Source organism: Gulosibacter hominis, from assembly GCF_904842695.1.
Taxonomy (GTDB): domain Bacteria; phylum Actinomycetota; class Actinomycetes; order Actinomycetales; family Microbacteriaceae; genus Gulosibacter; species Gulosibacter hominis.
Genome location: NZ_CAJGWQ010000024.1, coordinates 1 through 15,225, shown reverse-complemented (window position 1 = coordinate 15,225; position 15,225 = coordinate 1). Strand labels below are relative to the sequence as shown.

Genomic DNA, 15,225 nt, shown 5'->3' with positions numbered 1-15,225 from the left:
ACGAGAAGCTCTTAAAGCCTGGAACCATCACTACAACTATCATCGACCCCACACCGCCTGCAGTGACCAGCCACCGGCCTCACGCCTCCACACCCGTGTCGACAACGTCATGACCAACTACACCTAGTTCGCCTGGATGCGCTCGGCAATAAGCGGCGTCACCGACACTTCGGTGCCGGGCTCGCCCAGCTCGAGCGCGCCATCAAGCGAGTCGAGCGCCAGTGCGAAACGGTCGGCGTTCTCGGCGTGCAGCGTATACAGCAGGTCTCCCTTGCGCACCGCATCCCCGGGCTTTACCGCCAGGTCGATACCAGCGCTGTGCACCACCGGGTCGGCGGCACGGGCGCGACCCGCACCCAGTCGCCAGGCACCCACACCGAATTTGTATGCATCCTGCGCCACCACAACGCCGTCGCGCTCGGCCCGCACCTCGTGCTGTTCCGGTGCCACCGGCAGCGGTGCATCCGGATCGCCGCCCTGGGCGATCACAAACTTGCGCCACACATCCATCGCCTTACCGTCGCGCAGGTGCCCCTCAACATCGGCGTCGGGAATGCCCACCAGCGCCAACATTTCGCGCGCGGTTTCGACCGTGAGCTCGACAATATCTGCCGGGCCGCCGCCGGCCAGCACCTCGACCGACTCTCGCACCTCGTTCGCGTTTCCGATCGCGTAGCCCAGCGGCGCCTCCATCGAGGTGATCAGTGCCGACACCTTCACCCCGGCGTCGGTACCGAGCGCCACCATCGTTTCGGCAAGTTCGCGCGAGCGCTCAATCGCGCCCATGAACGAACCGGCACCGTATTTGACGTCAAGCACCAGCGCATCCGTGCCCTCGGCAATTTTTTTCGACATGATCGAGGATGCAATTAGCGGAATCGCCTCGACCGTGCCGGTGATATCGCGCAGCGCGTAGAGCTTCTTATCGGCAGGCGCGAGACCCGAACCGGCGGCACAGATCACACCACCAACCTCGTCGAGCTGCTGCAAAATCTCAGCGTTCGACAGCTCAGCACGCCAGCCCGGAATCGACTCGAGCTTGTCGAGCGTGCCTCCGGTGTGCCCGAGCCCGCGGCCCGAAAGCTGCGGCACCGCCACCCCGAACGATGCCACCAGCGGCATCAGCGGCAGGGTGATTTTGTCGCCCACCCCGCCGGTGGAGTGTTTGTCGGTTGTGGGCTTGCTCAGCGACGAAAAATCCATCCGCTCACCCGAGGCGATCATGGCCTGGGTGAGATCGTGGATTTCACGGCGCTCCATCCCCCGCAAAAAAATTGCCATGGCCATCGCCGCCATCTGTTCATCACCGACAAAGCCGGCGGTGTAGCGGTCAACGAGCCAGTTGATTTCGTCGGTGGTGAGCACACCACCGTCACGCTTGCGGCGGATCAGATCTACAGCTGCGTACGGTTCGGTCACGTTTCTCCCTTTCGTCATGGCAGCGATTTGGCGTTCAGCCCGAATATGTCTGGATGCTGCTGCTAAGCCGGGGCCTACCCGTTGAGATGGTCGGGCCCAAACGACTGCGGCAGGATCTCGTCAAACGGCAGGATGCCGCGCGGGGTGTCGATGAGCATATCGGGTGCTTTGAACTCGTTGAGCAGTTGCCGGCAACGGCCACACGGCATCAGCACATTGCCGTCACCGTCACAGCAGGCGAAGGCCACCAGTCGACCGCCACCGGATGCCTGCAGCGCCGAAACCAGCCCGCATTCGGCACACAGACCGCATCCGTAGCTCGCGTTTTCGACATTGCAACCCGAAACGATGCGGCCGTCATCGACCAGCGCGGCCGCGCCCACCCGATAGTTCGAGTAGGGCGCGTACGCCTGCCGCATCGCGGCCTTTGCCGCGGTGCGCAATTCGTCCCAGTTTGGCTGCTCGACCACTAGTCGGCCTTCACATAGGGCACACCGTCGGCTGCCGGTGCGCGTGATTTACCAACGAACCCGACAACCGCGAGCAGCGTGACGATGTACGGCACCATCTGCATGATTTCGCTCGGTACGTTCGCGCCAACCTGGTTGGCAAGCTCGGCGGTCGAGTTGGCGAAACCAAATAGCAGCGCCGCCCCGGCCGCATACACCGGGTGCCAGCGACCGAAGATCACCGCGGCCAGCGCAATATAACCGTGGCCCGAGGTGATGTTGTCGGTGAACGCACCCACCTCGCCGAGGGTGTAGAACGTGCCGCCAGCGCCGGCGATAACACCCGAGAGCAGCACCGCGCGAGTGCGGTTTGCCACCACGTTAATACCCACCGTGTCGGCAGCCTTGGGGTGCTCACCAACCGAGCGGGTGCGCAGGCCCCAGCGGCTGCGGAATAGCGCGTAGGTGAGCAGCGGCACCGCGATAAACATGAGGTAGGTGATGATCGTGTGCTGGAACAGCAGCGGACCGAGCACCGGAATGTCGGCGAGCAGCGGAATCGGCAGGCGTTGGAACTTCACCGGGCTGTTGAAGGTGGCCGAGTCGGCGGCCATGAAGCCTTTGAGGAAGAAGCTCGTGAGGCCGATAACGACCATGTTGATGACCACACCAACAACCACCTGCTCAACCCAGTAGTGGATACCGAACACCACCAGAATGAGCGACACCAGCGCACCGGCGATCATTGCGGCGAGCAGACCGACGAGCGCGTTCTGAGTGATCGAGCTGACAAGCGCACCGGTGAAAGCACCGGCAAGCAGCTGACCCTCGATGGCAATGTTGACGACACCCGAACGCTCCGAAACGATACCCGCCATCGAACCGAAAACGAGCGGCGTTGCCAGCGCGACGGTACTGGTGAGCAGCCAGGTGAACGGCACCATCGAGTCGGTGCCGATCCACAGGATCAGCGCGATCACCCAGCAGAACCCGAATAGCGCGAGCAGCCAGGGGTTGAGTTTGGCGCGCCGCCAGGCCTGCAAACCGGCCAGTGCGGTGACAGCCACCATGATCAGCAGCAGCACCAGGTTGGTCGTGAAGGTCGGCACCGAAAAGTCGGGGTTGTGGTCACCGACGGCGTTGATGCTCGTGACGGCAGTGGTCGGTACGCTGACCACAAAAACCAGCAGCGCGATGAGCGTCATAACGCCCATCAGCACCGTGCCCTTCCACTTGCGAGGAGCGACTTCAGCGGTCACCGTGGCGGTGTTTTTAGCTGCAGTAGTTGCGGTAGTCATTACGCTTCAACCTTCTCGTTAGTCCGGGCGGTCGTGGCGGTTACCTTCTTGCCACGGGATGCGGCAAAACGGTCAGCCATCCGGATGCCGGTGGGTTTGGGCAGTCGGAAGATGCCGCGAATCAGCGGCGGAGCAGCAACAAAGAGCACGATGATGCCCTGGATCACCGGGATGATGTCACGCGAAATACCCGCGTTAACTTCCATCACCGCGGCCCCGGCGCGGAGCGCGCCGAACAGCAGCCCGGCGAACACGACGCCAACCGGGTGGTTACCACCCAGCAGCGCCACCGTAATCGCGCTGAAGCCGATGCCCTCATCCACGCCCGGTGTGAAGCCCGAGGGGAACATGCCCAGCGCCTGGGTTGCCGATGCGATACCGATGAAGGCACCCGAGATCGCCATGGTGATGACCGTGACCACGTTCACGTTGATACCCGCGGTGCGCGCGGCGTTCGGGTTAATACCAACGGCACGGATGCGGAACCCGATTGTTGAGCGGTCAAAAATCCACCAGAACACCACGGCGGCCAGGATCACGATGAAGAACCCGAGCGTCACACCGCCGATGTTCGGCAGTACCGCGGTTTCGAGAATCGCTTTTGACTTCGGGTTACCGGATGCGCGGTCGTTGTTAAACAGCGGCTGTTTGAGCAGGAAGGTGATCCCGAAAAATGCAATCCAGTTGAGCATGATCGTCAGGATCACCTCGTGGGCACCGGTCTGTGCTTTCAACCAGCCGACAATCGCGGCCCAGATCGCAGCACCTGCCATCGCCGCAAAAATCGCCACGATGACGTGCAGGCCGGCAGGCATCGGCATCGCAAAACCAACCCACGAAGCCAGCAGCGCGCCCGCAAGAATCTGGCCCTGACCACCAATGTTGAACAGGCCCGCACGGAACGAAACCGCCAGCCCCAAACCGGCAGCAATCAGCGGCGTAGCGAAGGTGAGCGTGCTCAGCAGCGGCTTAAAGCCGGTGCGCGGGTTAAAGATCGCGCCCTCAAACATGGCCTGGTAGGCCGAGCCGATCACCGAACCCATGGCTGCGAAGGTGTCACCGGGACGGCTGAAGAAGTACCCCATCGCCTGTCCGACGCGGTTGTCGGTGAACACCACGATCAGTGAGCCAACGAGAATGGCCAGCAGCACGGCGAGAATCGAACGGATCACATTGCCGCCGAGAATGTCACGCCAAACCTCATGCCAGGGGCTGCGCTCGACGTTATCGAGCTGCTTTTCACTGGCCTGCGCCGTTGGGGTTGGGGTGAGGTTTGCCTCGCTCATGCCACCGCTCCTTCTGCATCGCCTTCGGTGACGCCCTCTCGCAGTGCGTCAATTTTTTCAGCCGGGATACCGGCCATCATCTGACCGAGGTCACCGCGCGAAACGGTGGGCGGCACAATGCCCATCGAGCGTCCGCCGTACATCACCATGATGCGGTCGGCCAGCTCAACCACCTCATCGAGCTCGGTCGAAACGATGAGCACCGGGATACCCGAGTCGCGCGCCGCAATGATCTGCTCGTGCACGAACTCGATCGAACCCACATCCAGACCGCGCGTGGGCTGCGAGGCAATCAGCATGCGCAGATCGCGGCCGAGTTCACGCGCGAGCACCACCTTCTGCTGGTTACCGCCCGAAAGCCGCCCGGCATGCGTCTCGATCGACGGGGTGCGAATGTCAAACTCTTCGATCGCCGTCTCGGCGTTGCTGCGAATGGCCCCCAGCCGCAGCCCACCAGCTTTTGAAAACGGTTCCTGGTCAATGCGGTTGAGCACCAGATTTTCGGCGATGGTGAACTCTCCTACCAAGCCGTCCTTGGTTCGGTCTTCAGGCACAAAACCCAAACCCGCGTCGATGGTGCGGCGCACCGACTGGTTGCGCAGCTCCTTCCCATCGAGTTCGATCGAGCCCTTCACCTGCGGCTGCAGACCCAAAATCGCCTCGGCCAATTCGGTCTGGCCATTCCCCTGCACACCGGCAACCACCAGCACCTCGCCCCCGCGAATCGAGAACGAAAGATCGTTGATGCGCATCGAGTTATCGGGGCCAAACACGGTCAGCCCGCGCACACGGAACGCTTCTTCGCCAAGTTTCGGCGGGTTTTTGTCGACCGTGAGGTCAACGGCTCGGCCCACCATGAGTTCGGCCAGCTCGTCATTGGATGCGCTCGGGTCGGCGCTACCGACCAGCTTGCCGCGACGAATCACCGTGATTTTGTCGGCAACGGCGCGCACCTCGCGCAGCTTGTGCGAGATGAACACAATCGAGGTGCCCTGTTCACGCAGCTGCTTCATGATTTCGATCAGCTCATCGGTTTCCTGCGGTGTCAGCACCGCAGTGGGTTCATCGAGCACGAGGATGTTGGCGTCCTGCGAGAGCGCCTTGATGATCTCCACCCGCTGCTGTGCACCGACCGAAAGATCTTCCACCTTCGCATCCGGGTCGATGTCGAACCCGAAACGATCAGAAATCTCGCGCACCCGCTCGCGGGCCGCATCCAGGTCGAGCACCCCACCGAAGCGAGTCGGTTCGTGACCCAGGATGAGGTTTTCGGCCACCGTGAACACCGGGATCAGCATGAAGTGCTGGTGCACCATGCCGATACCCGCGCGCATCGCATCCCCGGGACCATCAAAGTTCTGCACCTGGTCGTCGAGCAGAATTTCGCCCTCTTCGGCGTGGTAAAGGCCGTAGAGCACATTCATCAGCGTCGATTTGCCGGCACCGTTCTCACCCAGCAGCGCGTGAATTTCACCGCTCTCAACGGTGAGATTGATGTTGTCATTGGCGGTAAAGTCACCGAATCGCTTGGTGATTCCGCGCAGTTCGAGTTTCATAGGTCCATCCTCGTCGATTTACCCGCGGCTGCGGGCCCCGGTTGCCGTCATCTCGCGGTGGCATTGCCAGAAACTACAGCCCATTCTGCCAAGTGAGCCCGCCAAACGTTGCCGTTCGGCGGGCTCACCGCTGGACTATCGCTACAGCTCCCGATTACTACTGGGCAGGCTTCGGCGAGGCAGGCGAGTTGATCTCGATCTTGCCGTCGATGATGTCCTGCTTGAGCTGCTCGATTTCATCGGTCAGACCATCGGGCAGGTCCTTCTCGAACTCACCGAAGCTCGAAAGGCCCACGCCCTCGTTTTCGAGGGTGCCGGTGTAGGCGCCGCTTTCGAACTTGCCCTCAACATCCGACTTGATGGCGTCGAACACGGTCACGTCGAGACCCTTCTGCACCGAAACGAAGACGCGGTCGGCGATCGAGGGGTCTTGCTTGGCGAGGTCGCTGTCAACACCGATGATCAGCGCGTCGCTGCCGGCGTCCTTGATAGCTTCAACACCACCCTGGTAGAGGGGACCACCAACGGGCATGATGATGTCGGCACCGCGAGCGAGGAAGCCCTCGGTGATCTGCTTGGCCTTGGCCTGGTTGCTGAAGTCACCGACGAACGAACCCTTCTGGTCGTCGATGTTCCAGCCGAGCACCTTCACATCGGTGCCCTTCTGCTCGTTGTAGTAGCGAACACCCGCATCGAAACCGTCCATGAAGATGGTCACGGTGGGGATCTGCGCACCACCGTAGGTGGCCACAGTGCCGCTCTCGGTCTTCGCTGCCGCTGCGTAACCCGCGAGGAACGCAGCCTGTGCGGTGTCGTAGTTCAGGCCGAGAATGTTGTCACCCTCGAGCCAGTCAACGTCAACGATTGCGTAGTGCACGTCGGGGTGCGCGTCAGCCGACTCCTGAGTGGCGTCAGCCAGCTTGAAGCCGACGGGAATGATGATGTTGCAGCCGGCGCCAATCATGGCGTTGAGGTTCTCGGTGTAGTCACCCTCGGTGGTCGACTCAGCTTCGCGGGTCTGAATGCCAAGCTCGGTCTCGGCCTGCTTAAAGCCGGCGTACGAGAGCTCGTTGAACGAACGGTCGTCGAAGCCACCCTCATCCGAAACGATGCAGGCCAGGTAGTCCGAGTTGTCACCGGCGGCACCGCTTGCCCCGGGCTCACCGGGGGCAGCACCACAGGCGGTCAGCGCCATCGAAGCGGTCGCCAAAAGTCCAAATGCCGAAAGAATCTTCTTGTTACGCGAAGTCACCGGGTTCCTCCTTGGTTGATTCGCTACAGCGCGAATTCCTCAGATAGATCCTACTTGGATTTTCCGAGGCTGTTCGCCAAAAGTTTGGCAATTGTTTGCGATCTACAACACTTCGGGATGCGAAGAGTCGCGAAGCTTGGCAACGAGCTCCTTAACCTGTTGCGCCCGAGCGCAGGTGGTGACCAGCAGCGCATCCTCGGTATCGACCACAACCACGTTCGGGATGCCAGCAACGGCAATAACCCGATCCGTGCGGTTCACAACCAGCCCGGTCGCCTCATGCGAAACCACCCGGTCAGCATCCCCGATCACCGTAATTGCCGCATCCGAATCGGCTTCGAGATGCACTCGCGAAACCGATGCAAAGTCGCCAACGTCATCCCAACCAAAAAAGCCGGGGATGACCGCGAGCGCACCCTGCTTCGCAGCCGGTTCGGCAACGGTGTAGTCAATCGCGATCTTGTCGAGAGTCGGCCAGACCCGCTCGATCACCTCCTCCTGACGGTCGGTGTCCCATGCTGCAGCGATCTCCCGCACGCCGGCAGCAAGCTCGGGCGCATTTTCGGCCAGCACCTCGAGCAGACGCGCCGCCTTGGCAATAAACATGCCAGCGTTCCAGAGATACTCGCCCGACGATACATAGCGACGCGCGGTGCCGAGGCTCGGCTTTTCAACAAACGCTTCAACCGCTCGTGCCGACGGCGCCCCCGCAATCGAAAGCGGGTCACCGGCGCGGATATATCCGAACGCGGTGGAGGGCTCAACCGGCTGGATACCGATGGTGACGATGTACCCCTCCTCGGCAGCCCCAACCGCCTCGCGAACGGCGCGACGGAAGCGCACATCCGAATGCACCAGGTGATCGGCCGCAAACGAACCGAGCAACGCACCCGGGTTACGCTGCTCCAAAATTGCCGCTGCCAGCCCGATGGCGGCTGATGAGTCGCGGCCACTGCGTTCGAGCACAATATTTTCGCCATCAAGTTCGGGCAGTTGCTCGCGCACCTCACCGGCATGGGCTTCACCAGTGACCACCATGATGCGCTGTTCGGTGCACAGCGGGACCAGCCGCAGCCAGGTTGAGCGCAGCAGCGTCTCGCCGGTTCCGGCAATATCGTGCAGGAACTTGGGCCGATTTGCTCGGCTCAGCGGCCACAGACGCGAACCCACTCCCCCGGCTGGAATAACGGCATAGAAGTTGTCGAGATTCGGTGACATGGGTTCCACCGTACTTGTCTAAGGCGCAGCACCCGCGCTACGGCACGCAAAACCATCCGCTCGGCTGACCCGTGCATCCGCACCTGTTCGCCTCGTATTCACCACCGCGACACCCGGATTTACTCGGGCGCCACCCGGCCGACCTATAGTCAAGACACTATGCGAGTTGCCGTGGTTACCGAGAGCTTTCTCCCCACTATTAACGGGGTCACCAATAGCGTGAAAAAAGTGCTCGACCACCTGGCACTACGCGGTCACGAGGCCATCGTCATCTGCCCCGCCGCGGATGCGCCCGAAAGCTACGCCGGTTTTAAGGTGCACCAGGTGCCGGCCGTCGCCGTGCGTGAGTTCCCGGTGGGGCTCCCCAACCTCGCCGTGCAGCGCATCCTCGACGATTTTGCACCCGATGTGCTGCACGCTGCCTCGCCCGTGCTGCTCGGCGGCCACGCTATTTTGGCGGCCAAGCGGCGTGGCATCCCCGCCGTCGCAATTTTTCAGACCGATATCGCCGGTTACACCGCACGCAACGGCGTTGGCCTGATGCGCGAACTAGCCTGGTCGGTGCTGCGCTATGTGCACAACCAGGCCGACCGCACGCTCGCCCCCTCCACGGCCTCGATTCGCGACCTCGCCCGCAACCGCATCGAGCGCGTCGAGCGCTGGGGGCGCGGCGTCGATCTGCAGGCCTACCACCCGCAACACCGACAGGATGCGGCAACCAGGCGGCTTCGTGCCGAACTGGCCCCCAATGGCGAAACCGTGATCGGCTATGTGGGGCGCCTGGCTCCCGAAAAGCAGGTGGAGCGGCTCGCGCAGCTGCGCGGGCTACCCGGGATTCGCATCGCCATTGTTGGGGATGGACCCAGCGAGCCGGCACTGCGCGCCCAGTTTGCCGAGCTTCCGGTGGTGTTCCTCGGCCGCCGCACGGGCGCCGAACTTTCAAGCGCCTACGCAGCCTTCGATGTTTTTGTGCACACCGGCACCGAAGAAACGTTCGGCCAAACCCTGCAGGAAGCGCACGCCACCGGCCTACCGGTGGTCGCACCCCTGGCGGGCGGCCCGATCGATTTGATCACGCACGGCACCGACGGCTACCTTTTTGATCCCTCACTCGACGGAGGCCCCGACAGCATGCGCAACTACATTGAGCGGCTCGTCGAAAACGCCCCGCTGCGGGCACGTATGGGTGAGGCCGGTCGACGGCGGGTGCTCGACCGCTCGTGGGAGAGCGTGTGCGATGAACTTGTCGACCACTACCGGGCCGTTTGCGCCCCCGCCGCAATCACAACAGCGGCCTCATAGCGCGACCGCACCCGAAGCATCCCAAATGAATCGACCACGTTTCCAGCTCATCCCAATAAGGGGGTAACCTGGGAGTGCATTGCGTGCCGACTGCGAACTCGCATTCGACCAAACCACCCGTGCGACCGGTACGGCGCCGGGGCCAAACAACAGAAGGGTAGTTCCGTGTCAGCTGTTCAGACCGGCACCCCCACCCCACCCCAAACCGCGAAAAAGAAGGCCGCCATGGGTGGCACCCTCTACCGCGGTAACGAGGGGATGTGGTCGTGGGTGCTACACCGCATTACCGGTGTTGCAATCTTCTTCTTCCTGCTCGTGCACGTGCTTGACGGTGCACTGACGCTCGTGAGCCCCGAGGTGTACGACGCGGTCATCGGCGCCTACAAGACCCCGATCATGGGTATTGGCGAACTCGGTCTTGTCGCAGCCATCTGCTACCACGCCTTCAACGGTCTGCGGATCATCATCGTCGACTTCGTACCCGGAGCCACCCGCATCCAGCGCGGCCTGTTCTGGGGCGTCATCGCACTGTGCGTGCTCGTGATGGTTCCCTTCGCAATTGTCCACCTGTCGAACGTGTTCTCACACTAGGAAGGGAGTGCAGTAACTATGACTATTCAGAGCGTTGAATACCCCCGCACCCCGCTGTCAGAACGCAAACAGGGCGGCGTCAACTGGGAGCGCGTCGGCTGGCAGTACATGCGCATCTCGGGCGTGCTGCTGGTGGTGCTCGTCTTCGTGCACCTCTACTCGAACCTCGTTGCCGGCCAGGGCGTCGGCCAGATCGAATACCGCTACGTTGTCGACAACAAATTTTCGGTTCCTTTCTGGCTGATTTGGGATGCACTGCTGCTGGTGCTCGCCCTCATCCACGGCACCAACGGGATGCGCACCCTCGTCAACGACTACGTGCACAAGGCGGGCACCCGTAAAGCCCTCACCACCGTGCTCTGGGTCGCCTGCGTCGTTGAGATCGTGCTCGGTCTCATCGTGCTCATTGTCTTCGCCGTCGAGCCCTGCATCGCAGGCGCCGGCTCGGCAAACATCTGCGCGTAACCGGCGTTAACGATTTAGGAGAAAACCACTCATGGCTGCAGAACAGCTCAAAGACGAGACGAAGGTAATCGACGGCGTAACCGTCCACTACCACCGCAACGAAATCGTCATCGTCGGCGCCGGTGGCGCTGGCATGCGCGCGGCAATCGAAGCCGCCGAAACCGCGGGCACCGGTGCCTGCATCGACGTCATCACCAAGCTCTACCCCACCCGCTCGCACACCGGTGCAGCACAGGGTGGTATGGCTGCCGCACTCGCCAACGTTGAAGAAGACAACTGGGAGTGGCACACCTACGACACCGTCAAGGGTGGCGACTACCTCGTCGACCAAGACTCGGCCGAGATCCTCGCAAAAGAGGCCATCGACGCCGTGCTCGACCTCGAAAACATGGGTCTGCCCTTCAACCGCACGCCCGAGGGCAAAATCGACCAGCGTCGCTTCGGTGGTCACACCCGCGACCACGGTAAAGCCCCCGTGCGTCGTGCCTGCTACGCGGCCGACCGCACCGGCCACATGATTCTGCAGACGCTCTACCAGAACTGCGTCAAGCACAACATCCGCTTTTTCAACGAGTACTACGCACTCGACCTCGCATTCACCGAGGTTGACGGTGTGAAGCGCCCCAGCGCAATCATCGCCTACGAGCTCAAGACCGGGCACCTGCACGTGTTCCAGGGCAAGTCGTTCGTGTTCGCCACCGGTGGTTTCGGCAAGATTTTCAAGACCACGTCGAACGCACACACCCTCACCGGTGACGGCGTCGGCATCATCTGGCGCAACGGGCTGCCGCTGGAAGACATGGAGTTCTACCAGTTCCACCCCACCGGCCTCGCGGGCCTGGGCATCCTGCTCACCGAGGGTGCGCGTGGTGAGGGCGCGATTCTGCGCAATGACTCGGGTGAGCGTTTTATGGAGCGCTACGCCCCGACCATTAAAGACCTGGCGCCGCGTGACATCGTGGCCCGTTCGATGGTGCAAGAAGTGCAGGAAGGCCGCGGCGCCGGCCCGCACAAAGACTACGTCTACCTCGACTGCACCCACCTCGGTGCCGAGGTGCTCGAAACCAAGCTGCCCGACATCACCGAGTTCGCACGCACCTACCTGGGCGTCGACCCGGTTGTTGAACCGGTTCCGGTCTACCCCACCGCGCACTACGCAATGGGTGGCATCCCCACCAACAACGACGCCGAGGTGCTGCGCAACAACGACGAGGTCGTTCCCGGCCTGTTCGCTGCCGGTGAGTGTGCCTGTGTGTCGGTGCACGGCTCGAACCGTCTGGGCACCAACTCGCTGCTCGACATCAACGTGTTCGGTAAGCGTGCCGGCCGCCAGGCCGTGAAATACGCGCAGCAGGCCGACTACGTTGAGGTAGCCGACAACGCCGACGAGTTCGTGCGCACACTGGTCGCCAACCTCCGCAACGCCACCGGCACCGAGTCGGTTGCGGCCATCCGTCGTGAACTACAGGAGACCATGGACGCCAACGTCCAGGTGTTCCGCACCGACGACACGCTCGCCCACGCAACCGACAAGATTCACGAGCTGCGCGAGCGCTACCGCAACATCCACGTTGCCGACAAGGGGCACCGTTTCAACACCGAGCTGCTCGAGGCTATCGAACTCGGCTTCCTGCTCGACCTCGCCGAAGTGGTCACCTACTGTGCCCGCAACCGTGAAGAATCGCGCGGCGGCCACATGCGTGACGACTTCCCGAAGCGTGACGACGAAAACTGGATGCATCACACCATGGCGTACCTCACCGGCGACCGTCGCTCGGCCGACCCGTCCGACCACATCACGCTCGGTAAGAAGCCGGTGCGCATGACGCACTACGTGCCGCAGGAACGCAAGTACTAGGGATCGAAGGGAGAGCAAAGATGACTGACGCAACTAAGGCAGTCGACGCAACCGCGTCGGAAACCGCAGCTGAAGAGCCTGAGAAGCCCTTCGACATCATCGTTCGGGTGCGCCGCTACAACCCCGAAACCGACTCGGAGCCGTACTGGCAAGAGTTCACGGTGCCGATGTACTCGACCAGCCGCATCCTCGACGCCCTGCACCACATCAAGTGGGAGCAAGACTCGACACTGGCGTTCCGTCGCTCGTGCGCGCACGGTATTTGTGGTTCGGATGCGATGCGCATCAACGGCCGCAACCGCCTGGCCTGCAAAACGCTGATCAAGGACCTCGACCGCAGCAAGCCGATCACGGTCGAGGCAATCAAGGGTCTGCCGCTCGAGCGCGACCTATACGTCGACATGGAGCCGTTCTTCGAGGCATACCGCGAGGTGCAGCCGTTCCTGCAGGCATCAGACAAGCCTGAGAAGGAACGCATCCAGTCGATCGAAGACCGGGCGATCTTCGATGACACGACCAAGTGCATCCTCTGCGCGGCTTGCACCACCTCGTGCCCCGTGTTCTGGACCGACGGGCAGTACTTCGGCCCCGCAGCGATCGTGAACGCTCACCGCTTCATCTTCGACTCGCGTGACGAAGCAAGCAGCACTCGCCTCGACATCCTCAACGACAAGGAAGGTGTGTGGCGCTGCCGCACCACCTTCAACTGCAGCGAGGCGTGCCCGCGTGGTATCGAGGTGACCAAGGCGATCGCCGAGGTCAAGCAGGCAGTTCTGCGCGGTGGCGTGAAGCGCTAACCGCAGCTGAGCGTGGCGCGCTGAAGCGCTGCCGCAGCTGCGGGGCGCGCTAGCCGCGGCTCGGGGGTGCATCCGATTTTTTCGGATGCACCCCTTTTTTGTGCTGCTCCTGCTCGCGGCGGCGGGTGCCTGGGCCGCTGAGCCTTCGCCGCTCCCCTCTCTTGTCCCGCTGCCGCCAGCACCCATCCGCCAAACTCCCCCCATCAGCAAATGGCCCTCTAACCGGGAGCGCCAGCCACCAAACTCCCCCACCCACCAGCAAATGACCCTCTAACCGGCAAATGACCCTGCTATAGGAGGGTCATTTGCTGACAACAGGGTCATTTCCCGCGCGAGACAGGGTCATTTCCCGCGCGAGACAAGCCTCGAGCGAGGCCCGATCCCAAGAGCAACCACAAATCCCGGGCACGAAGCAGACCAAAAAACTCCCGCACCCAGCCGCTCTCCGATGCATCCCCAAACAGCAGACCGCGACTGCTGTGGAAAGTTACCTATCCACAGAATCCCCGCAGCGCAGCGCATCCCGTCACCAGGTGCACCGAAACTGATGCGCATGCAAATGCACCTCACAACCTCGGCGCACCCGGCAACACCACCGGCGCGCGAACTCCAAGCCGCGCTCGGCACCCACTGCATCCGGCTCTATCGCGGCGCCTATCTCGACACCAGGCACGCCGAAAACGAGCGGTTCACATTTGAAGATCTTCACGCCTGCCGCACATTCGCAGTGATGCAACGCAATTCCGGGGTCGTCAGCGGTGTCAGCGCAGCGAATCTGCATGGGTTCCCACTACTTCGCAAACGGCTCGAAGGGGATGTGGTGCTCACCCGAAAGTACCGTGGCACCCCGGGTGCCGGGTTGCGCATCCGCCGCTCACCAATCCCCGATGACGAAATTGAGACACGGTACGGGATGCGGGTCACTTCTCCTCGGCGAACGCTAATGGATCTTGCGGAACAGGTAGATGCCTATGAGCTCTTGGCGGCAACGGACGCGGCGATGCAGCAGGGGTTTGATCCCGAACTGTTGCCGGAGAGCGGACGGCACTGTCGCACCTATGCCTGGATTAAAGAGCATGCGGCTGACCGTGCCGAGAGCTTCGCCGAGTCTTGGTGCCGAGCTTTGATGGCAGAAGCGGAGCTGCCACAGCCGTTGCTGCAAGTGGACATTTTTGATGCTGCGGGTAGGTTCGTTGGCCGCGTAGATAAGGCTTGGCCCGAGCTCGGCGTGTGCTTCGAGTTCGACGGTGCGGTCAAATACCAGCAGCATCTGCGGCCCGGAGAGTCGCCAGCGGATGCGGTGATGCGTGAAAAACAGCGCGAGCGCGCACTGCTCGATCTCGGTTGGGTGGTGACTCGAGCGGTTTGGGCAGATTTGCAGGATGCATGGCGGTTTCAGTCGCGCATCCACGCCGACATGCAGCGGGCCGCTCTACTGCCGAGTCCGCGCGGTTATTGGGAACTGGGTGTAGTGCAGCGGTTCCAGCCCCGCGATTTCAGCGCGCTACTCGGTGTTGCTGCTGACTCGCCGTACCCTGCGCTCGGCATCGCATAGTCTGCCTGAGCACGTAGCTATGAGGCCCGTACCCGGCACCGGCGGCTACCAGCTCGCCACCTTCACCACCAAATGACCCTGCTATTGCGAAGTGACCCTCCTATAGCAGGGTCACTTGCCAGTAACAGAGTCACTTGCCGGTGCTGACACAGCGGGTGGTGGGGCGGTGGGGGTGGGAA

Annotated in this window: 13 protein-coding genes and 1 pseudogene; 7 read left to right on the top strand and 7 right to left on the bottom strand. The window is 62.3% G+C overall.

Features of this window, described 5'->3' with window-relative positions; all coding sequences use genetic code 11:
- Positions 1 to 127, top strand: a pseudogene (locus tag JMV54_RS10450) (IS481 family transposase); the annotation flags it as partial.
- Here the strand turns inward: JMV54_RS10450 and JMV54_RS10445 are convergent.
- The 7 genes from JMV54_RS10445 to JMV54_RS10415 form a co-directional block, all read right to left on the bottom strand.
- The gene (locus JMV54_RS10445) at positions 124 to 1,437 is read right to left on the bottom strand and encodes a thymidine phosphorylase (RefSeq protein ID WP_201518861.1); all 1,314 of its coding nucleotides are present in this window, start codon (positions 1,435 to 1,437) and stop codon (positions 124 to 126) included. The pseudogene JMV54_RS10450 and the gene JMV54_RS10445 overlap by 4 nt on opposite strands.
- A gap of 56 nt (positions 1,438 to 1,493) precedes the next feature.
- A complete protein-coding gene (locus JMV54_RS10440) occupies positions 1,494 to 1,889 on the bottom strand; it encodes a cytidine deaminase (protein WP_201518860.1) in 396 nt (131 codons plus the stop codon).
- Complete coding sequence (locus JMV54_RS10435) at positions 1,889 to 3,166, bottom strand: ABC transporter permease (protein WP_201518859.1); 1,278 nt, start codon at positions 3,164 to 3,166, stop codon at positions 1,889 to 1,891. The genes JMV54_RS10440 and JMV54_RS10435 overlap by 1 nt, the downstream gene beginning before the upstream one ends.
- On the bottom strand, positions 3,166 to 4,452 hold the full coding sequence (locus JMV54_RS10430) for an ABC transporter permease (RefSeq protein ID WP_201518858.1): 1,287 nt from the start codon (positions 4,450 to 4,452) through the stop codon (positions 3,166 to 3,168). Before JMV54_RS10430 ends, JMV54_RS10435 begins: the two co-directional genes overlap by 1 nt.
- Positions 4,449 to 6,008: an ABC transporter ATP-binding protein gene (locus JMV54_RS10425; protein ID WP_201518857.1), complete on the bottom strand. Its 1,560-nt coding sequence runs from the start codon at positions 6,006 to 6,008 to the stop codon at positions 4,449 to 4,451. Before JMV54_RS10425 ends, JMV54_RS10430 begins: the two co-directional genes overlap by 4 nt.
- A gap of 157 nt (positions 6,009 to 6,165) precedes the next feature.
- Positions 6,166 to 7,260 carry a BMP family lipoprotein gene (locus JMV54_RS10420; RefSeq protein ID WP_230972921.1) on the bottom strand — a complete coding sequence of 365 codons (1,095 nt, stop codon included), beginning with the start codon at positions 7,258 to 7,260 and terminating at the stop codon, positions 6,166 to 6,168.
- Positions 7,261 to 7,362: 102 nt separating this feature from the next.
- Complete coding sequence (locus JMV54_RS10415) at positions 7,363 to 8,478, bottom strand: mannose-1-phosphate guanylyltransferase (RefSeq protein ID WP_201518856.1); 1,116 nt, start codon at positions 8,476 to 8,478, stop codon at positions 7,363 to 7,365.
- A 159-nt stretch (positions 8,479 to 8,637) separates the two neighbouring features.
- Here JMV54_RS10415 and JMV54_RS10410 point away from each other — a divergent pair, with 159 nt between their 5' ends.
- From JMV54_RS10410 to JMV54_RS10385, 6 genes are all read left to right on the top strand, one after another.
- Positions 8,638 to 9,780 carry a glycosyltransferase family 4 protein gene (locus JMV54_RS10410; RefSeq protein ID WP_201518855.1) on the top strand — a complete coding sequence of 381 codons (1,143 nt, stop codon included), beginning with the start codon at positions 8,638 to 8,640 and terminating at the stop codon, positions 9,778 to 9,780.
- 225 nt (positions 9,781 to 10,005) lie between these two features.
- On the top strand, positions 10,006 to 10,371 hold the full coding sequence (gene sdhC / locus JMV54_RS10405) for a succinate dehydrogenase, cytochrome b556 subunit (RefSeq protein WP_201518862.1): 366 nt from the start codon (positions 10,006 to 10,008) through the stop codon (positions 10,369 to 10,371).
- 18 nt (positions 10,372 to 10,389) lie between these two features.
- Complete coding sequence (locus JMV54_RS10400; RefSeq protein WP_201518854.1) at positions 10,390 to 10,836, top strand: succinate dehydrogenase/fumarate reductase transmembrane subunit; 447 nt, start codon at positions 10,390 to 10,392, stop codon at positions 10,834 to 10,836.
- A gap of 31 nt (positions 10,837 to 10,867) precedes the next feature.
- Positions 10,868 to 12,694 (top strand): succinate dehydrogenase flavoprotein subunit, encoded by a 1,827-nt coding sequence (gene sdhA, locus JMV54_RS10395; protein ID WP_201518853.1) that lies wholly within the window; start codon positions 10,868 to 10,870, stop codon positions 12,692 to 12,694.
- A 20-nt stretch (positions 12,695 to 12,714) separates the two neighbouring features.
- Positions 12,715 to 13,491 (top strand): succinate dehydrogenase iron-sulfur subunit, encoded by a 777-nt coding sequence (locus JMV54_RS10390; protein ID WP_201518852.1) that lies wholly within the window; start codon positions 12,715 to 12,717, stop codon positions 13,489 to 13,491.
- A gap of 553 nt (positions 13,492 to 14,044) precedes the next feature.
- Positions 14,045 to 15,046 (top strand): hypothetical protein, encoded by a 1,002-nt coding sequence (locus JMV54_RS10385; protein ID WP_201518851.1) that lies wholly within the window; start codon positions 14,045 to 14,047, stop codon positions 15,044 to 15,046.
- Positions 15,047 to 15,225 lie beyond the last annotated feature (179 nt).